The sequence below is a fragment of the Ruegeria sp. P8 genome, assembly GCF_056534665.1.
This window is the reverse complement of sequence record NZ_JBQERC010000004.1, coordinates 108,677-126,179: the sequence shown is the minus strand read 5'-3', so window position 1 is coordinate 126,179 and position 17,503 is coordinate 108,677. Positions and strand designations below refer to the sequence as shown.

At 57.0% G+C, this 17,503-nt stretch carries 24 protein-coding genes; 12 read left to right on the top strand and 12 right to left on the bottom strand.

The features are described 5' to 3' along the window. The first annotated feature begins 14 nt into the window (after positions 1-14). Positions 15-1,385 (top strand): MATE family efflux transporter, encoded by a 1,371-nt coding sequence (locus ACR0BZ_RS08390; protein WP_480830403.1) that lies wholly within the window; start codon positions 15-17, stop codon positions 1,383-1,385. Here ACR0BZ_RS08390 and ACR0BZ_RS08385 read toward each other — a convergent pair. Beyond that, positions 1,382-1,783, bottom strand: a complete 402-nt coding sequence (locus tag ACR0BZ_RS08385) for a hypothetical protein (RefSeq protein WP_480473472.1) — start codon at positions 1,781-1,783, stop codon at positions 1,382-1,384. The two genes, ACR0BZ_RS08390 and ACR0BZ_RS08385, sit on opposite strands and share 4 nt — an antisense overlap. Before the next feature lie 2 nt (positions 1,784-1,785). Then, positions 1,786-2,988, bottom strand: a complete 1,203-nt coding sequence (locus tag ACR0BZ_RS08380; protein WP_480919978.1) for a pyridoxal phosphate-dependent aminotransferase — start codon at positions 2,986-2,988, stop codon at positions 1,786-1,788. 92 nt (positions 2,989-3,080) lie between these two features. Between ACR0BZ_RS08380 and ACR0BZ_RS08375 the strand changes: the two genes are divergently transcribed. From ACR0BZ_RS08375 to ACR0BZ_RS08365, 3 genes are all read left to right on the top strand, one after another. Next, on the top strand, positions 3,081-3,473 hold the full coding sequence (locus tag ACR0BZ_RS08375; RefSeq protein WP_267366820.1) for a helix-turn-helix domain-containing protein: 393 nt from the start codon (positions 3,081-3,083) through the stop codon (positions 3,471-3,473). A 29-nt stretch (positions 3,474-3,502) separates the two neighbouring features. Beyond that, positions 3,503-3,727: a succinate dehydrogenase assembly factor 2 gene (locus ACR0BZ_RS08370; protein WP_480484273.1), complete on the top strand. Its 225-nt coding sequence runs from the start codon at positions 3,503-3,505 to the stop codon at positions 3,725-3,727. A 78-nt stretch (positions 3,728-3,805) separates the two neighbouring features. Beyond that, entirely contained in the window at positions 3,806-4,303 is a 498-nt protein-coding gene (locus ACR0BZ_RS08365; protein ID WP_480484207.1) for a MarR family winged helix-turn-helix transcriptional regulator, read from the top strand. Here the strand turns inward: ACR0BZ_RS08365 and ACR0BZ_RS08360 are convergent, their stop codons facing one another. From ACR0BZ_RS08360 to ACR0BZ_RS08350, 3 genes are read right to left on the bottom strand one after another with little or no spacing between them, the layout of a single operon-like run. Further along, on the bottom strand, positions 4,304-5,017 hold the full coding sequence (locus ACR0BZ_RS08360; RefSeq protein WP_480919977.1) for a DUF1194 domain-containing protein: 714 nt from the start codon (positions 5,015-5,017) through the stop codon (positions 4,304-4,306). Next, complete coding sequence (locus ACR0BZ_RS08355) at positions 5,014-5,715, bottom strand: DUF1194 domain-containing protein (protein WP_480919976.1); 702 nt, start codon at positions 5,713-5,715, stop codon at positions 5,014-5,016. The genes ACR0BZ_RS08360 and ACR0BZ_RS08355 overlap by 4 nt, the downstream gene beginning before the upstream one ends. Further along, complete coding sequence (locus ACR0BZ_RS08350; protein ID WP_480919975.1) at positions 5,712-6,140, bottom strand: VOC family protein; 429 nt, start codon at positions 6,138-6,140, stop codon at positions 5,712-5,714. The genes ACR0BZ_RS08355 and ACR0BZ_RS08350 overlap by 4 nt, the downstream gene beginning before the upstream one ends. A gap of 176 nt (positions 6,141-6,316) precedes the next feature. On the opposite strand from ACR0BZ_RS08350, the gene thyX reads away from it, so the two are divergent. Then, positions 6,317-7,225 carry an FAD-dependent thymidylate synthase gene (gene thyX, locus ACR0BZ_RS08345; RefSeq protein WP_480484204.1) on the top strand — a complete coding sequence of 303 codons (909 nt, stop codon included), beginning with the start codon at positions 6,317-6,319 and terminating at the stop codon, positions 7,223-7,225. Positions 7,226-7,286: 61 nt separating this feature from the next. Continuing rightward, entirely contained in the window at positions 7,287-7,595 is a 309-nt protein-coding gene (locus ACR0BZ_RS08340) for a hypothetical protein (RefSeq protein ID WP_480919974.1), read from the top strand. A gap of 84 nt (positions 7,596-7,679) precedes the next feature. On the opposite strand, the gene ACR0BZ_RS08335 is transcribed toward ACR0BZ_RS08340, so the two are convergent. Next, positions 7,680-7,886, bottom strand: coding sequence for a cold-shock protein (locus tag ACR0BZ_RS08335; protein WP_008758035.1), 207 nt, complete (start codon positions 7,884-7,886; stop codon positions 7,680-7,682). Between the two features lie 214 nt (positions 7,887-8,100). Here ACR0BZ_RS08335 and ACR0BZ_RS08330 point away from each other — a divergent pair, with 214 nt between their 5' ends. After that, complete coding sequence (locus tag ACR0BZ_RS08330; protein ID WP_480484202.1) at positions 8,101-8,418, top strand: ArsC/Spx/MgsR family protein; 318 nt, start codon at positions 8,101-8,103, stop codon at positions 8,416-8,418. Between the two features lie 41 nt (positions 8,419-8,459). Continuing rightward, complete coding sequence (locus ACR0BZ_RS08325) at positions 8,460-8,828, top strand: hypothetical protein (RefSeq protein WP_480919973.1); 369 nt, start codon at positions 8,460-8,462, stop codon at positions 8,826-8,828. Between the two features lies 1 nt (position 8,829). On the opposite strand, the gene ACR0BZ_RS08320 is transcribed toward ACR0BZ_RS08325, so the two are convergent. The 5 genes from ACR0BZ_RS08320 to thrS all read right to left on the bottom strand — a co-directional run bounded on the left by ACR0BZ_RS08320 (position 8,830) and on the right by thrS (position 13,515). Then, the gene (locus tag ACR0BZ_RS08320; RefSeq protein WP_480919972.1) at positions 8,830-9,348 is read right to left on the bottom strand and encodes a DoxX family protein; all 519 of its coding nucleotides are present in this window, start codon (positions 9,346-9,348) and stop codon (positions 8,830-8,832) included. Beyond that, positions 9,345-10,106, bottom strand: a complete 762-nt coding sequence (locus tag ACR0BZ_RS08315) for an HvfC/BufC family peptide modification chaperone (protein ID WP_480919971.1) — start codon at positions 10,104-10,106, stop codon at positions 9,345-9,347. The genes ACR0BZ_RS08320 and ACR0BZ_RS08315 overlap by 4 nt, the downstream gene beginning before the upstream one ends. After that, the gene (bufB, locus tag ACR0BZ_RS08310) at positions 10,103-10,960 is read right to left on the bottom strand and encodes an MNIO family bufferin maturase (protein ID WP_480919970.1); all 858 of its coding nucleotides are present in this window, start codon (positions 10,958-10,960) and stop codon (positions 10,103-10,105) included. The genes ACR0BZ_RS08315 and bufB overlap by 4 nt, the downstream gene beginning before the upstream one ends. A gap of 72 nt (positions 10,961-11,032) precedes the next feature. Further along, positions 11,033-11,335, bottom strand: coding sequence for a BufA1 family periplasmic bufferin-type metallophore (locus ACR0BZ_RS08305; RefSeq protein ID WP_267365389.1), 303 nt, complete (start codon positions 11,333-11,335; stop codon positions 11,033-11,035). 221 nt (positions 11,336-11,556) lie between these two features. Beyond that, positions 11,557-13,515 carry a threonine--tRNA ligase gene (thrS, locus tag ACR0BZ_RS08300; protein ID WP_480919969.1) on the bottom strand — a complete coding sequence of 653 codons (1,959 nt, stop codon included), beginning with the start codon at positions 13,513-13,515 and terminating at the stop codon, positions 11,557-11,559. Between the two features lie 211 nt (positions 13,516-13,726). Here thrS and ACR0BZ_RS08295 point away from each other — a divergent pair, with 211 nt between their 5' ends. The 4 genes from ACR0BZ_RS08295 to ACR0BZ_RS08280 all read left to right on the top strand — a co-directional run bounded on the left by ACR0BZ_RS08295 (position 13,727) and on the right by ACR0BZ_RS08280 (position 16,924). Then, on the top strand, positions 13,727-14,476 hold the full coding sequence (locus tag ACR0BZ_RS08295) for an alpha/beta fold hydrolase (protein ID WP_480919968.1): 750 nt from the start codon (positions 13,727-13,729) through the stop codon (positions 14,474-14,476). Beyond that, positions 14,476-15,468 carry an alpha/beta hydrolase gene (locus tag ACR0BZ_RS08290; RefSeq protein ID WP_480919967.1) on the top strand — a complete coding sequence of 331 codons (993 nt, stop codon included), beginning with the start codon at positions 14,476-14,478 and terminating at the stop codon, positions 15,466-15,468. The genes ACR0BZ_RS08295 and ACR0BZ_RS08290 overlap by 1 nt, the downstream gene beginning before the upstream one ends. Before the next feature lie 41 nt (positions 15,469-15,509). Next, entirely contained in the window at positions 15,510-16,124 is a 615-nt protein-coding gene (locus tag ACR0BZ_RS08285) for a hypothetical protein (RefSeq protein WP_480920026.1), read from the top strand. Positions 16,125-16,207: 83 nt separating this feature from the next. Further along, a complete protein-coding gene (locus ACR0BZ_RS08280) occupies positions 16,208-16,924 on the top strand; it encodes an alpha/beta fold hydrolase (RefSeq protein WP_480919966.1) in 717 nt (238 codons plus the stop codon). Here ACR0BZ_RS08280 and ACR0BZ_RS08275 read toward each other — a convergent pair. Continuing rightward, the gene (locus ACR0BZ_RS08275; protein ID WP_480919965.1) at positions 16,915-17,502 is read right to left on the bottom strand and encodes a DUF6151 family protein; all 588 of its coding nucleotides are present in this window, start codon (positions 17,500-17,502) and stop codon (positions 16,915-16,917) included. The genes ACR0BZ_RS08280 and ACR0BZ_RS08275 overlap by 10 nt on opposite strands. Position 17,503 lies beyond the last annotated feature (1 nt).

Below are 17,503 nucleotides of genomic sequence, written 5' to 3'. Positions count from 1 at the left end.
ATATGGCTGGAGCGATGACAAAGGTGATGACATATCCGGCCCATTTTCGGGCTATTGCCGTTCTCGGCCTGCCACTGGTTGGCGGTCATCTGGCGCAGTACGCAATCGGCTTGACCGACACCATCATGCTGGGTTGGTACGGGGTCGAGGCGTTGGCGGCCGTTACTTTGGCCAACAGTTATTATTTCGTGTTGTTTTTGTTTGGTGCGGGATTTGGATGGGCCGTCATGCCCATGGTTGCCACAGCGGCGGCGGAAGGGGATGAAACCAGCATTCGCCGCTCGACCCGGATGGGGCTATGGTTGTCGTTGCTGTATGCCGTGGTTGTCATGCCCTTGCTGTGGTGGTCCTATCCGATCCTGATCGCCATGAAGCAGGAACCGCAAATTGCTGAAACCGCAGCCGAATATCTGCGAGTTGCCGGTTGGGGATTGTTTCCGGCCCTCATTGTGATGGTGTTGAAAAGCTATCTGGCGGCATTAGAGCGAACGCAGATTGTTTTGTGGATCACAATTGCGGCGGCGGCTGTGAACGGGCTGACCAATTATGCGCTGATCTTCGGCAACTGGGGTGTCCCCGAACTGGGCGTGACAGGGGCGGCAATCGCCTCGATCACGACACAAGTTGTTTCGCTGATCGCGGTTGTTATCTATGTGATCCGGACGTTGCCAGAGCATAGCCTATTCCAACGGTTCTGGCGACCGGATTGGGAAATGTTTGCCAGCGTATGGAAGTTGGGAGTACCCATCGGCTTGACCACATTGGCCGAAGTTTCACTGTTCGCGACTTCTGCGGTGATGATGGGCTGGCTGGGTCAGGTCCCGCTGGCTGCGCATGGGATCGCCCTGAATCTGGCGTCAGCCACTTTCATGGTTCACCTGGGGTTATCAAATGCGGCGACCATCCGGGCTGGCAATGCGCTGGGTCGTCGGGACAGGGCGCATCTGGAAAAGGGCGCAATTTCCGTGACTGGTATGTCGCTGGTCATGTCGGTGGCAACCATCATTCTGTTCCTGACCTGCGCCGAGCCTTTGATTTCCCTGTTCATGGAAACAGATGACCCGCAGCGGGGCCAAATCCTGACTATCGGAACCGGATTGCTTGCCATGGCGGCGTTGTTTCAGCTGGTCGACGGCGCGCAGGTGATTGCGCTGGGCCTGCTGCGCGGGTTGCAGGATGCCAAGATCCCAATGGTCATGGCGGCGCTCAGCTATTGGGTCGTAGGGATTCCCGCGTCGTATTATTTCGGCTTTGTCCGTCATATGGACGGCATCGGCGTCTGGCTGGGCCTGGTGCTTGGTCTCGCCTTCGCAGCCGTGCTTCTCATGACCCGATTCTGGATGTATTCGGTACAGCAGATACAGGCATCGGCCGAGCCCGCCTAGTCTTTGTCCAGCCGATCTGCCTTTTTTCGCACCAGTACCGTACGCAGGTCGTGCATGGCCATCAATAACCTGTCTGTCACATCCTCCAGCTGCGTGTCGCTTGCCTTGGACTGTGCCCATTGCGTGGTCAGATTCAGATAGTCGACCGCGCGATGGATATCGTCAATGTCGCGCTGGGCCAGCAGGGCCCGGCGCTCTTCCATCCATTGGGCAATCTCGGCCTGATCCCGGTCTGACAACGTCCGCTGCCCGTGCGGCTTGACCTCGCCATTGCGGATATTGATGACGGCAATCTGGTCCATCTCGATCCGGCGCTGACGGTTTTCCGTATCGATCCGAAACACCGCAGCACCGTTTTCACGTATGCGAAAGTAATACTCAGGCAGTTCGGCGGACATGGTCACCTCAGAGAAGCACAAAAACGCTGGATGCGGCTGCAAGCTTCGGTCAGTGCCGCGTCGGACGTAGCATAGCTGACGCGGAAATTCGGCGACAGGCCAAAGGCGGCGCCAAATACAACGGCCACGTCGGCCTCTTCCAGAAGTGCGGTTGCAAAGGCTTCGTCGTCTACCAGAACGGTCCCAGCGGGCGTCGTCTTCCCGATCAATCCGGCGATTGACGGATAGACATAAAAGGCCCCTTCGGGTGTGGGGCAGGTGACGCCATCAATCTCGTTCAGCATCCGAACCACCAGATCGCGCCGGCGCCTGAATGTCTCGTTATTCGGGGCCAGAAAATCCTGAGTTCCGTTCAGGGCCTCGACGGCAGCCCACTGACTGACCGAGCAGGGGTTCGAGGTGGATTGCGACTGGATCTTGCGCATGGCCGCGATGATTTCAACCGGACCGGCAGCATAACCGATGCGCCAACCGGTCATGGCATAGGCTTTTGAAACCCCGTTGCAGGTGAGCGTCCGGTCAAATAGACCGGGTTCAACCTCGGCCGGGGTGCAGAACTCAAACCCGTCATAGGCCAGATGTTCGTACATGTCGTCCGACATGATCCAGACATGCGGGTGACGCATCAGAACATCGGTCAGCGCCTTCAGTTCATCCCAACTGTACCCTGCGCCCGTCGGGTTCGAGGGTGAGTTAAAGATGAACCACTTTGTCTTGGGCGTGATGGCGGCTTCCAGTTGTTCTGCGGTCAGCTTGAAACTGTTTCCCAGCGTTGTTTCGACCACAACAGGGGTGCCCCCGGCCAAAAGCACCATATCGGGGTAGCTGACCCAGTACGGTGCAGGGATGATCACCTCGTCGCCTTCATTCATCGTCGCCATCAGAGCATTGTACAGCGTTTGCTTGCCACCGGTCCCGACCGAGATCTGGGCCGGCGAATAGTCCAGCCCGTGGTCACGTTTCATCTTGGCACATGCCGCTTGTTTCAGCTCGGGAATGCCGTCCGGCGCGGTGTATTTGGTTTTGCCTGCTGCGATGGCCGCAACAGCGGCGTCTTTGATGTTCTGGGGTGTGTCAAAATCCGGCTCACCAGCGCTTAGGCCGATGACATCACGTCCGGCGGCCTTCAGCTCGGCTGCCTTGGCTGTCATTGCGATGGTGGGTGAAGGTTTGACGCGTGACAGTGTCGCAGACAGAAAACTCATGCTCGGCCTCGGTTTGTATGTTCAGCCCGACTGTCATAGGGTGCGTCCGAGTGACGATCAAGCAGTATAGACAATGTGAGATGGAGACCCGAATGAATGATGAAAACGACTGGTACGGTCCGGATTCTGCGACATTCGGAGACCGTCTGGCAGGCGCACGCGAAGCCGCGGGAATGACGCAGGCGCAACTGGCGCGGCGTCTTGGGGTCAAAAAGGCGACAATTTCAGATTGGGAAAACGATCTGTCCGAACCCCGGGCCAACAGGCTGTCGATGATGGCGGGCATGGTCAATGTCTCAATCATGTGGTTGTTGACCGGCGAGGGCGACGGCATGGATGCGCCTGTGGATGAAGGCGAAGGCGGTATGGAACTGTCCTCGGCCGTGGCCGAACTGCGCGCCATCCGTGCGGAAATGCGCGCCTGTTCTGAACGCGCAGCGCGTCTGGAAAAGAAAATGCGTCAGATGCTGGAGCAGAAGAATTGAGCGAACCCCGGGATGTGCGTATCAAGCGCATGCAAATGCGGTCGATGCGACGCGGCATCAAAGAGATGGACATTATCCTGTCCGCCTATGCGGGGGGCAATCTGGCCGACATGGATGCCGCCGGGCTGGATGTATATGACGCGCTGTTGCATGAAAATGACCAGGACCTTTATCAATGGGTTACAGGGCAGGTGCAGCCTCCGGCGCGATTTGCCAGCCTGATTGCAGACATAGCTCAAACCTTTCAGAAATAAGGCAAAGTTCCGCTTAACCGATTTTTCGGATTTTCGGTTCATCGTGTGTCAAACAGCGCGACTGAATCGGAGGGTCGGATGAGTATGGAAATGCAGGTCTCCACGCCAGAGACCAAGGGTTTCATAACCAGCTATCTTGAGGCGCTGGCCCTGGTGGAGCGACTGCACCGGTTGTTGCTTGATGTCATCAAGGACGAGTTTGAGCGCGTCGGCGTATTGGAAATCAATGCGGTTCAGGCGTTGTTGCTGTTCAATATCGGTGATCACGAAGTCACGGCAGGCGAACTGAAAAGCCGTGGGTACTATCAGGGCAGCAATGTCAGCTATAACCTCAAGAAACTGGTTGAGATGGGCTATATGCACCACCAAAGATGCGAGATTGATCGCCGTTCAGTTCGCGTGCGCCTGACGCCGCAAGGCAGGGAAATCCGCAATATCGTGTCCAAGCTGTTTGCACGTCACGCCGAAGGCCTGCAAGGCAGGGGGGTGCTTGGGCTTGAAGGCATCGAAGATATCACCAGTTCGCTGCGTCGCGTTGAACGGTACTGGACGGATCAGATACGGTATATCTATTGATCAGTGGCGGGCGTCAGACAGGACAAGACTGTCCAGCTCACGAAGAAGTTTGCGGGTCATGGCCTCTTCATACGCCTCAAAGCCCAGCGCCACTTCTACGAACGCGTTTGGCCCCAAAATGACCCAGGCTGAATAATAAGCTGAAAGTTCACCCACCTGAACATATCTCCGATCACCTTCCTTCGGATCGTCAGCGCCGATCACCAGCCCGTTAATCGTGATCCCGCCATGTCGTAAACTGGCTTTCACATCTCGTGGATGCGGTCCAAGGTTATGTTTACCATCCCCGGACAGATCCAGCGTACGGCGCCAGCATCCCCTTTGCTGATCAAGCAGGGAAGAGCCAAATAACATGGCCGACCCTACCGCCGTTCCCTGCGGTGCTGTGCTACGCGAGTTTCGAATCAAACGATCACTGATTGCGATCAGGTCGGCGGGGGACCGTACTTCTGTCCACTCCAGCAGCATCCGTTCATGTCCCCGCTCGCTCCATTCGTAGATCGCCAGACGCAAGGAGGTTGCGCCGTCCGACAACATCAGCTGGCTGACTTCGGGGCGGCTCAGGGCCGACGCCAGCCCGTCCAGTTGCAGCCTGTACTCCCGGCTGTCGACCGAACCCGACACATCCAGCCCTAGCGCAAGGGCCTGGCGGCACTCGCCAAGGGCAGGTCCTGAAATCAGGCAAGCCAGAAAGACGATCACGCGACGTATCATGGGCCTTCAATCCGCAATGCTCCGATTTGCAGACCGCTCAGTTCTCGTTTCAGTTTCTTTCGCATGGCGCGCTCGAAATCTTCAAACCCGGTGGCAATTTCCAAAAAGGCGCCGGGCCCGTGCAGGACGGTATTTTCGAAGAAAGGGATCAAGAACAGCTCTCCCTCGAAATCCGCCGCGTTGATCACAAGCCCATTCACGACAGTGTTTTGAAAGGGAAAATGCCGATAGGCGATCTGAGGCCCATAGCCGTCGTTGTTCGTGCCGTCACCGGACAGGTCAATGGTTTGATACAGGCATTGCGGCGCTTGCCCCATAAGACTTGCACCATATGCCAAGGCATAGCCCATAGCTGTTGCTGATCCGCTGTCAGATCTGACGGATTGACTGATTTGGCTGGATGCGAACAGCAGATCACCAACGTCATCGATCATTGTCCAGTTCAGGACGACATTTTGGGTTGAGCGGCCACTCCACTCATATACCGCCAGGGCAACGGGCATCGGTGAAGAAAAGAAGGCCTCTTGCACTTCGGGTGCAATCAAGGCGGCGGCTAACCCCTGCCGTTGCAACACATCTTCAGCCTCATCGACTGAAACGGAAATATCCATCGCCAAGGCCAGCGCCAAGCGGCATTGCTCGGCCTTAACAGGGCTGGCCTGAACGACCAGCCCAAACGCTATCAGCCAACGGATCACCAGTGACCACTGCTCTCCATGCTGGCCCAGGGTTCGGCTGGTTCCAGTGCTTCTCCATTCTGCAAAAGCTCAACCGAGATGTTGTCGGGCGATCGAACGAAAGCCATGCGACCATCCCTTGGCGGGCGATTGATCGTAACGCCGTTGTTCTGAAGATGTTGGCAAACCTCGTAGATATTGTCGACACCGTAGGCCAGATGGCCGAAGTGACGGCTGTCGGCTGGCAACGCGTCATCGCCGTCCCAGTTGTAGGTCAACTCGATCGACGCGTCTTCTTGTCCCGGAGGGGCCATGAAGATCAGAGAAAATCGCCCGGCTTCACTGTCAAACCGGCGTGTTTCTTTCAGACCCAGAAGCTCGTAAAACGCCATGGATTTTTCCAGATCCTTCACGCGGACCATGGTGTGAAGATATTTCAGCGCCATTTCGGCCATCCTTTTTCGACTCACATTGCCAAGAGCTTAGCGCTCAGCCTCGATGTGTCGATAGAGCCCTCGGCAGCAATTTGTTTTTTGCGCCCGCTGCGGCATATATCGCGGTTCCTGTGTCGAAATTGGCGATATATAGTAGGGGGCGACTCATTGCCAGAAAGGAAGATTCGATGCCGCTGTCCCCTGACCAACAGGCCGAGATCGACGCGCAACGCGCGCAATCGCATCCCACGCGTCGAGTTGTCTCGGCGGGAATGGAAGACCACCTGTACACAGCGCATCAGGTTCTGGATCATGGCTTTGTCCGCGTGATCGACTATATGGGGGACGATGCCGCCATCTGTCAGGCTGCGCGCGTTTCATACGGCACAGGCACCAAATCTGTTCAGAATGACGAGGGGTTGATCCGGTATCTGATGCGGCACTGGCATTCCACGCCATTCGAAATGTGCGAAGTCAAATTGCATGTGAAATTGCCTGTGTTCGTGGCGCGGCAGTGGATCCGGCACCGGACCGCCAATGTGAATGAATACTCGGCACGGTACTCAATTCTGGATCGGGAGTTTTATATCCCAGCCCCAGAACATGTGGCGGCACAGTCCGAAGTGAACAATCAGGGCCGTGGGGCAACGTTGGAAGGCGAAGAGGCCGCGCGCGTATTGGAAACCCTCAAGGCCGACAGCACGCGGTGCTATGACAATTACGAGTCCATGATCAGCCAGGACGGGCAACAGGGGCTAGCACGTGAACTGGCCCGCATGAACCTACCCGCAAACGTTTATACGCAATGGTATTGGAAGGTGGATCTGCATAATCTGTTCCACTTCCTGCGCCTGCGGGCCGATCCGCATGCTCAGTATGAAATCCGCGTTTATGCCGAGGCGATGTGCAAGATCGTCGCTGATTGGGTGCCGTTTGCGTATAAGGCGTTCGAGGATTACCGGCTGGGTGCGGTGAACCTGTCTGCCCAGATGGTCGAAAGCCTGCAACGCATGCTGGCAGGAGAGGCGGTCACGCAAGAAAACTCGGGGATGACAGCGCGCGAATGGCGTGAGTTCGAGGCGATCATTCGCAAATAGAGCTAACGAGTTGCATAGCTTTTGTCTATACGTGTCGTCATGGAATTGTTACACTTGTTCCATGGCCCGCGTTTTGCATCTTGCTCTGTTATGCCTGTTTCTTGGTCTCGCCTTGCCTGCGCAGGCCAAGTCCCCCATAGCTGAGGTTTTGTGCGAACAGACGCCCCGGTTGCATCAGAAACTGGAAAGGCAGTTCGGTGCGCGGCGCGTGGCATCGGGTGTTCGCGGGCCGGAACAGATTATGGAAGTCTGGGCAAGTCAGCACGGGGACTGGACCATGGTTGTCACCTACGCGACAGGCACATCCTGCATCGTTGCCATGGGCGAAAACTGGAATACCCACGCCGACGCCAAGCCCGCGCGAGGGTAATGGAACGAAACCGGTGGGGGATGGATAACGGCCGGAAATTGGCCGTCATCCTTAATGATCAACCGCGTGTTTAGCGGGATGTCGTTACAGTGGTTTCAAATCAGCTGCCATTTGGCGGCCGTCGCGTCCGTCCTGCAACTCGTACGAAACTTTTTGGTTGTCTGCGAGTCCGGTGAGGCCGGACCGTTCTACGGCCGAGATATGTACAAACACATCTTTGCCCCCTTCGTCAGGGGCAATAAATCCATAGCCTTTAGTGGTATTGAACCATTTCACGGTGCCGGTTGGCATGTCCCGTGTCTCCTTCTACTTACGCATTGTCCCACAAATTGGTGGGGGCTGTGGTCAGCGTCACCACGAAAAAGTTGTTTTGGCACTGGCTGAACAGTCCAATTCGTGTGTTTCGCCTTTTTCAACATTGCACGGTGAAGTAAAAAATCAAGAATAACCGCAAGAAGCGGGCAAGATTGCTTAAAATCAAAGCATGGGCAGGAGCGTCAAAGACATGCAGCTTTATGGATTGAAAAACTGTGACACCTGTCGCAAGGCATTGAAATCGCTGCCAGACGTCAAATTTTCTGATGTACGCAGCGACGGTGTGCCGGGTTCGGTGCTGTCACGGGCCTTTGCCGAGTTCGGCAATGACTTGCTTAATACCAGATCGACGACATGGCGCGGATTGGACGAAACCCAGCGTGCCAAGCCCCCTTTGGAGCTTTTGAAAGAGCACCCGACCCTGATGAAACGCCCATTGATCGAAGTCGATGGCAGGCTGTTGTTGGGTTGGACAGCTGAAACCCGTGCTCAGCTTGGCATTTCCTGAACGGGTGCTTATCTGCGTGAAAGCTACAATGAGGATTTTCAATGCGTAATGCCGCAATGTTGTTGGGTGTAATCGCCGGGTTGATCGGAGTGATCGTCGGGTTCTTCGGCTATGCGAAGGTGGTCGTGGTTGACCATGTCGGTGAAATTGACGGAGTTCTAAGCCAGGTCGACAATCCCGATATGGTACAAGCCATTTCGATTATCGCGCCCTTGCTTGCAATCGCGGGCGGGGCCATGGCGCCAGCGCGCGCGTTGATTGCCGGGGTCTTGTTGCTGGTATCAGCGGCTGCGATGTACTACGCCTTTGGTTTTGGTGTTTTCACCATGTTCCCGATCACATTTGCCGGGATCGCCGGGATACTTGGGCTGGCCGCGGGAAAACCGGACCAGCCCAAGGCACATTTCTAAGTTACTTAAGGCGAAGGATCCGGTCGAGCGAGATCGGCCCTGCGCCGTTGATGACGATCACCAGCATCAGGAAAGTCCACATCGTGCGCTGATCCATCAGGGACGGCGCCGCGTCGAACAGGCTGCCCAGGTTCACGCCATGGCCGGTGACGTCGACAAGTGTCTGTACCCAGATAAAACCGATCATGCCCAAAGCCGCCAGACGCGAGAATAGTCCAACCAGAAGAAGGGTCGGAAGAACAAATTCGGCAATTGTTCCCATGAAGATGACGATGCGTTGGAAGAACGTAATTTGGGAGACGTCATAAAGAACAGCCTCGGCCGCTTTAGGGAATATCTGTCCAAAGGCACCTGCCGAAGGCGAAAAGATCGATCCGTCGATCTTCAGCATGGCTGAGTTCCAGTAATAAACCAGAAGAACCGCAACAAAGACCAGTCGTGCCAGCGTAGGGGTCAACCAGCCAGACGCAAGGTCCAGTTTTCCCATGGTGTTATTGTAGGTTGAGATCAAAGCAGTCATGTCTCCAGCCTTTCGATAGTCACAGAGGTTATTGCACCGCCCTGCAACAGCAGTGCCAGAGTGGTTCCAAGATCAAATTCAGGCAGTTCGGCAGTCGTTTTTTCAAATGCTTCACCGATTGTGTCGCCGCTCAGCATATGGGCGATCCAATCTGCACCACCTGCCGGAAGCAGATTGGGTGTGGGATCAAATTCGGCGCGGGTGATCAACACATCCTCGGCCCGTGCATCCGGTTTCGGAGCATTGGTTTCCATGTTGAAGCGCCAGATTGCGTGAATGGGCCAATCCGAGCGGATCAACTGCATGGCCGGTGCAAACTGCAACCGGGCCTGCATGACCTGTTCGGGCTCGACGGCTAGAACATCTGCCGGTGCAGGTTCGCTGTCGGCGGCGTGGTAGGACTTGCGCAAGGCAATCTCCAACCGGGCCACGTCCGGCAGGTATCCAAGGTGGGAAAGTTGAGGCATTCCGGCCAGAAAATCAGGAAACGCCTCGCCATAAAACATCATCAGCGGAGAGGAGGGCGGATGTTGACGCAGGAAAATCCCAGCCAGCCCATCCATGTTCTGCGCCCCTAGCAATTTGGCAATCACGGGAAACGCCTGATGCATCGCCTCGGTCAGCGACACCGCAACATTGTTGCGGTACACGCTGAACCTGCGACCGGCAGGGCGCGCGCCGCCATCCAGTAATCCACCGGGAACGGGCGCTGACGCATCCATCATGGCCGCGCGGAATTCAGATTGCGAAACGCTCATACCGGTATCCGGTCCAGTGCGGATTGCGCGCGAACGGCCTCATCCCGCAGAACGGGCCATTCCGGCACATCCGTGTCCCATTCGATCAGAACGGGTTTTGGCCCCGAACGCTCCAGCACATAATCCAGCAGAGTCCACACCGGGTCGACCACTTCTCGTCCGTGACTGTCGATTAGCAGCGGATGACCGTGATCGTCTTCATCCTCATCATGGCCGCCAAGGTGAATTTCCGACACTTTTTCAAGCGGATAAGCGTCAATATAACCTTGCGGCGAGAAATCCAGATTGGTGGCTGAGACAAAGACATTGTTTACGTCAAGCAACAGGCCGCATCCGGTGCGCTTGGCAATCTCCCTCAGGAAATCAGGTTCGGACCAGGTGCTTTCCTCGAAGGCCAGATAGCTGGACGGATTTTCCAGCAGCATCTGCTGCCCGACAGTGTGCTGGACCTGATCGATATGTTCACAAACCCGCGCTAGAGTTTCGTCTGTATAGGGCAGGGGCAGCAGGTCGTTGTAGAAATGGCTGTCATGGGTGGACCAAGCCAAATGTTCGGAAAAGCTTGCGGGGTTCAGCCAGCCGACCAAGTGTTTCAGCCGGGCCAGATGATCGGGGTCCAGCGCGCCTTCACCGCCAATGGACAGGCCAACGCCATGGACCGAGATTGGGAAATGTTCGGAAAGGTGCCGCAGCTGCGCCAAGGGCCGCCCGCCGTCGCCCATATAGTTCTCGGCATGGATTTCCAGCCATGCAACGGGCTGTGCGTGTTCAAGTATCTGAGCAAAATGCTGCGGCTTGTAGCCAACGCCCGGTGCTGCGGGCAGGCGGTTTGACCGGTGGGTGTCATCCAACATGGGCCAGTTCCTTGATCACGAAAGGGAAAGGGCGGGCGATGGTGCCCGCCCCTTGAAATCGTCAGGCCGATCTTATGCCGGCAGGTCGCGTTCCAGCGCTTCCAACGAACCTTTGCGCGGCGTGCCGTTTGCTTCCGCAGGCAGTTCAATGTCGGCGCAAGTGCCTGCGTCAACCAGGGTCCATGCGTTGCCCTGATAATCAACGGTCGAGGTGCCTGCGCAGGTGGTGCCGGGGCCTGCGGCACAGTCGTTCTGACCGGCCAGCGATACGCCATAGCACTTTTCTTTTGCCTGTGCGCTGGCTGTGGTTGCGGCACCCGATACGGCGGCTGCAACTGCGGTTGCGATAACCAGGGATTTAGCTGTTTTCGACATCTCGGTAATCCTCTTGATGACTGGGTATGTCTGCTTGTGACAATGACAAAGGTAGTGGCTTGGTGGGCAGAGTTGAATTCACGAGCCCGTGTCTCACAAGCGCGTCATGGGGCGGCCTGCCCCCTTGCAGCGTAATACACTGTTTTTGATGAAGAAAGGGTGAAATGTTACAATCCGACCCCATATGAGGGGTCGGATTTTTTTGGATATGGCGCTGTTTGTTACAGCAGATCTGGCGGGGTGGCGGCGCGTGCCAGCTCATTTGTTACAGCATCAAGCGGTTGTACCTGGGTCTGTTTTTCACCCAGTCGCCGCACGCTTACGGTACGTTCGTCAACTTCGCGGTGACCGACGGCCAGAATGACAGGTACTTTGCCGACCGAATGCTCACGGACTTTGTAGTTGATCTTTTCATTGCGGATGTCCGCCTCGGCCCGCACACCCGCAGAACGCAGGGTTTCGACCACTTCGGCGACATAGTCGTCCGCGTCAGATGTGATGGACGCGACGACGACCTGACGCGGGGCCAGCCAGAACGGCAATTTGCCTGCGTGTTCCTCGATCAGGATACCGATAAAGCGTTCGAAGGATCCCAGCGTGGCGCGATGCAACATGACGGGACGGTGCTTGGCCCCGTCTGCGCCGATATAGGTGGCGTCCAGCCGTTCGGGTAGAACGAAATCGACCTGGAAGGTGCCGCATTGCCAGTCACGCCCGATGGCGTCCGTTAGCACGAATTCCAGTTTCGGCCCGTAGAATGCACCTTCGCCCGGGTTCAGTTCCGGTTCGATCCCGGCGGCACGGGTGGCGGACAAAAGCGCCGCCTCGGCCTTGTCCCAGACCTCGTCCGATCCGGCGCGGGTTTCGGGGCGGTCAGAGAACTTCACCGAAAAATCCTCGAATCCCAGATCCTTGTAGATCACGCTGAGGAAACGGATGAACTCGGCGGTCTCCGCCTCGATCTGTTCTTCGGTTGAAAAGATATGGGCGTCGTCCTGCGTGAACCCACGCACCCGCATGATGCCATGCAATGCGCCAGAGGGTTCGTACCGGTTGCACGATCCGAACTCGGCCATACGTAGAGGCAGGTCGCGATAGGATTTCAGACCTTGCTTGAAAATCTCGACATGGCAGGGGCAGTTCATTGGTTTGAGCGCGTTGACGGCCTTTTCGCGGGCATGTTCCTCGTCGACTTCGACGATGAACATGTTTTCCTGATACTTGTCCCAGTGGCCTGAACGTTCCCACAGCTTGCGGTCAACGACCTGCGGCGTGTTCACCTCGACATACCCACCCCTGCGCTGCTGACGGCGCATGTAGTCCTGCAACTGGGTGTAGATGGTCCAGCCATTGGGGTGCCAGAAAATCTGACCGGGGGCTTCTTCCTGCATGTGAAACAGGTCCATCTCGCGACCCAGTTTGCGGTGGTCGCGCTTTGCGGCCTCTTCCAGCATATGCAGGTGGTCTTTCAGTTTCTCTTTGCCTGTAAAGGCCACGCCATAGATGCGCTGCAGCATCGCGCGGTTGCTGTCGCCGCGCCAATAGGCACCGGCGATGGACATCAGCTTGAACGCATCACCGGGAACCTGACCGGTATGTTGCAGATGAGGACCGCGGCACAAATCCTGCCAGTGGCCGTGCCAGTACATGCGCAACGGCTCTTCCCCGGGAATGGCTTCGATCAGCTCAACCTTATAGGGCTCGTTATTGGCCTTGTAGAACTCGATGGCCCGCTCGCGATCCCAAACCTCGGTGGTGACAGGGTCGCGCTTGTTGATGATCTCTTTCATCTTTTTCTCGATGAGGCCAAGATCTTCGGGCGTGAACGGTTCTTCCCGGTCGAAGTCATAATACCAGCCGTTTTCGATAACGGGGCCGATGGTAACCTTGGTCGCAGGCCAGATCTCCTGCACGGCGCGGGCCATGATGTGGGCCAGATCGTGGCGGATCAGCTCATTGGCCTGTGCGTCATCCTTCATGGTGTGGATGGCAATCTGTGCATCGGCTTCGATCGGCCATTGCAGATCCCAGTGCCTGCCGTCAACGGTGGCCGAGATGGCCTTTTTGGCCAGCGAACTTGAAATATCGGCAGCCACCTGCGCAGGCGTAACCCCTGCGTCATAGGAACGTGCGTTGCCATCTGGGAAAGTGAGAGAGACGGATTTTGAATCCAGGGCCATGTCGGCTCTCCTCGTCGGTTTGGCGCCCACTGAACGCCCGGTTGCGGGTTATTTGCGTCTGGCTGATGTGGCAGGTGGATATGCCTGTGTCAAGTGTAGGGGCGAGGGGCCAGCCCCTCGCGCTCCCCGGAGTATTTGAAAAAAGATGAAGTGGGCGGAATTGCACTCGGGGGTGGGGCGTGCATGATGCAGTAAACGGAAAGAAGGTTTCATGGCAGCGACGAATTTTCTGGAGACGCCGCAGGGGCGGCGACTGGCTTATCACAAGACCGAAGGGGCAGGGCCGACCATCGTTTTTCTGGGTGGGCTCATGTCGGATATGGAAGGCACAAAGGCAGTCCATCTGGAAGCTTGGGCGCAGGCGCGGGGGCGGGCCTTTTTGCGGTTTGATTATTCCGGTCACGGCGAAAGCTCTAGTGCTTTCACGGATGGCTGCATTGGGGATTGGCATGAGGACACTGTTGCTGCGGTCGATGCCTTGACCAAGGGGCCGCTGATCGTTGTCGGCTCGTCCATGGGAGGGTGGCAGGCGCTTTTGCTGGCCAAGGCCCTGCCGGACCGGATTGCAGGTATGGTCACGATCGCCGCCGCGCCGGATTTCACGGAAGATGGCTATTGGGCTTCATTCACCGATAACCAGAAAGCCGCCCTGGAAACGGTCGGGCATGTCGAGTTGCCGTCCGATTACATGGAGCCTTATATCGTCACCAAACGGATGATCGAAGATGGGCGGCAGCGCCTTGTACTGCGCGACACGTTGAACCTGCCGTTCAAGGTTCGTTTCCTACAGGGAACAGCGGATACGGCCGTTTCGACTGAAACGGCCGTTCGGTTGCTGGACCACGCAACAGGGCCGGACATGCAGCTTCTTTTGGTCAAGGATGCCGATCACAGGTTCTCGGATGATGCATGTCTTGGCTTGATCGAGGCGGCGGTTCTGGATGTGTTGGGAGACGCGTGATGCGGCGTTTGGGATGGCTTCTGGGGCGCTTGTTCCTTGCGTTGATTGTCATCGGCGGCCTTATCTACTGGTTTGGTCCGCGCGAAGAGGTGAACCTGAGCCCAAGCTTTGATCCGCGCAAGTTCGGTGAGGGCGTACAGGTTTATTTCGAAAGCTCCGAAGCCGCGTTTGACGATATCGTTCCGGGTGTCGAAAAACGAGTGATCTGGCAGGATGGCTTTAACGAACGGCGCACCCCGTATTCCGTTCTTTACATCCATGGCTTTTCAGCAAGTTCCGAGGAAATCCGGCCTGTGCCGGACCTTGTGGCAGACGCGCTGGGGGCCAATCTGGTTTACACACGCCTGCAAGGTCATGGGCGAACCGGGTCAGCCATGGCGGAAGGCACTGCCTCGGGCTGGATGCAGGACACGGCCGAGGGATTGGCGGCCGCGCGTGCTGTTGGGGACAAGGTGATCGTAATCTCAACTTCGACCGGTGCGACGCTTGCAGCCGCCGCCGCTTTGGATGCCAGTCTCAGCGAAGATGTTGTCGGCATGGTCTTTGTCTCTCCGAATTTCGGGGTCAATACGGCCGCGGCATGGATTCCCACTTTGCCATGGGCGAGGGATTGGTTACCGGTCCTGATGGGGGACGAACGCGATGTATCGGGGCCAGACCCGGAAAAGAACAAATATTGGTCTACGGTCTATCCGTGGGAATCGGTCGTGCCGATGTCCGTTCTGGTCGAAAAAGTCTATGCGCTGGATTTCTCGAACGCCCTGGTGCCCGTGCTGTTCTGGTTCTCGGACAAGGATCAGGTGGTGCGCCCTGACCGCACACACGAGGTTGCCGAAGCGTGGGGTGCGCCAGCATCCGTCAAACTGGTGACAATGGGTCCCGAGGATGATCCGTCATCTCATGTTATTGCCGGTCGCCTGATGTCGCCAGGGCAGACCGACGCGGCTGTGGCCGGTATTCTGGATTGGCTAAAAGGGCTGGGGGTGGAATGACGGCGGCCTCGGGTCGAGGGACGATGCGAAAGCCGGGCAGTATGTGGAGCCTTGAGACCTTGGGGCGCGTTCGTCTGTCCCGGTATTTCTTCATGCGCGATTTCCTCTATTCCGAGATCGGGAACTTTCACCAGAAACAGAACATTCCAGACAACCCGGATCTGGCTATCGAGACAGGACGTGCGTTCTGTGAAACTCTGCTGGACCCGCTGGAAGAGACCTTTGGCAGGATCGCCGTGCGCTCGGGCTATCGCTCACCGTCGCTAAACAGGTTTGGCAATGAAAACAAACTGAACTGCGCCCGGAATGATCACCCGTTGGAATGCCACATCTGGGATCGTGGGGCCGGTGATGCGCGGATTGCCGGGGCGTCTGTTGTAATTCCCTGGTTCGCGGATCAGTTTGCGCAGGGCAGGGATTGGCGGGATCTGGCATGGTGGATGCATGATCACCTGGATTACTCCGAGATCTGGTTTTTTCCGAAACTCTGCGCTTTCAATCTGGTGTGGCGCCCTAAACCGCAGCGCCGGATTGACAGCTACATTGCGCCACGCGGATGCCTGCTGAAACCGGGCGCTGAGCCCGAGGAAAGTGCAGCTTCACGACGGTCCCGCTATGCTGACTTTCCGGCTTTTCGGGCAATCGCCTATCCGTGACGTTCCGCTGGTTTGAATGTGATAAACTCTCAACCTGACTACAAACCCAAAGGCTCGGAATACCGAGCGCATGGAGGCCCCGTGTGATCGAGCCGCTGGTACTGCTACCTGGACTGATGTGCGATGCCCGACTGTATCGCCCTCAGATCGAGGTGTTTTCGCGGACGCGACCCGTAACCGTTGCGCCGATTTCCGCAGGTGAGCGTATCGAAGAGATCGCCTCGGGTCTGCTGGACCAGCTTCCACATCGGTTTGCACTGGCTGGATTAAGCATGGGTGGTGTGGTCGCGTTAGAGCTGATCCGCCGGGCACCGGAACGTGTGTCACGCCTGTGCCTGATGGCCACTGATGCACAGGCGGACACGCCTCAAATTGCCGCCAGTCGCGAAGACCTGATCATTGGCGCGCAGGGTGGCCGGTTGGAGGAGGTCATGCGGAAACTTGTGGGGTCCAACACGCTGGCACCGGGCCCGCAGCGCATTCCCATCCTGAACGGCTTATTGGCAATGGCACAGGATTTGGGTGTTGAAACCTTCGTGCGTCAGATGCGTGCTCTGCAACGCCGCCCGGATCAACAAGCCGCATTGCGTCGCATCAAAGTTCCCACGTTGGTTCTGTGCGGTGCGCATGACACTATGACACCGGTCAAACGGCATTCTTTCATGGCAGAGCTCATACCCGGAGCGGAACTGCTGGTTATTGAAAAGGCTGGTCACTTGCCGACCCTCGAAACGCCCGACCTCGTCAATGAGGCGCTGCAAACCTGGTTGGACGCCCAGCAACGGTTTGATTACTGGTAAAACGTCGCGCGTTCGGTCTTTGAAATGACGGTTGGCGTCACCACGGGTTTACCAGTTTTCCAGTCAAAAAAGGGTGTGTTCTTCCACCGCCCGGACAGGCGCGATCCGGCGGCCCTGCGCAACAGCCCAAGAATGGCGGGGCCAGGTTTTTCGTGCTTCTGCTTTCCGTCCGGTTGGGGAACAAACCCACGTGTCGTGACGGGTCCCAGCGCCGAAGCTCCACCCGCAACCCGGCCGACGATAACGCCAGCAAACGGGAATTTCGCGGTTTTGGGCGTTGCTGCCAAAGGTGCGTTACAGCAACTGGCGTACCAACGCAGCATACCCTTGGGGCTGAGTTGCATCGCCGCAAGATACTGACTTCCTGCGCTGATTTCGATTTCATCCGGTGCGATCTGAAAAATCTCGACAGGTCCGGGTGCCGGGTCCGGTTGCGTGAAATATAGTTGAGCGGCCCGGCAATCATGGCAGAAACACTCAACATGTGTGCCTTGCCGAACACCACGGGGTGAAATACGCCCCTGCAACGCGCCGCATTGGCAGGAAAAGGTAAGGCCATTTTGCGCTGGCCCGCTCATG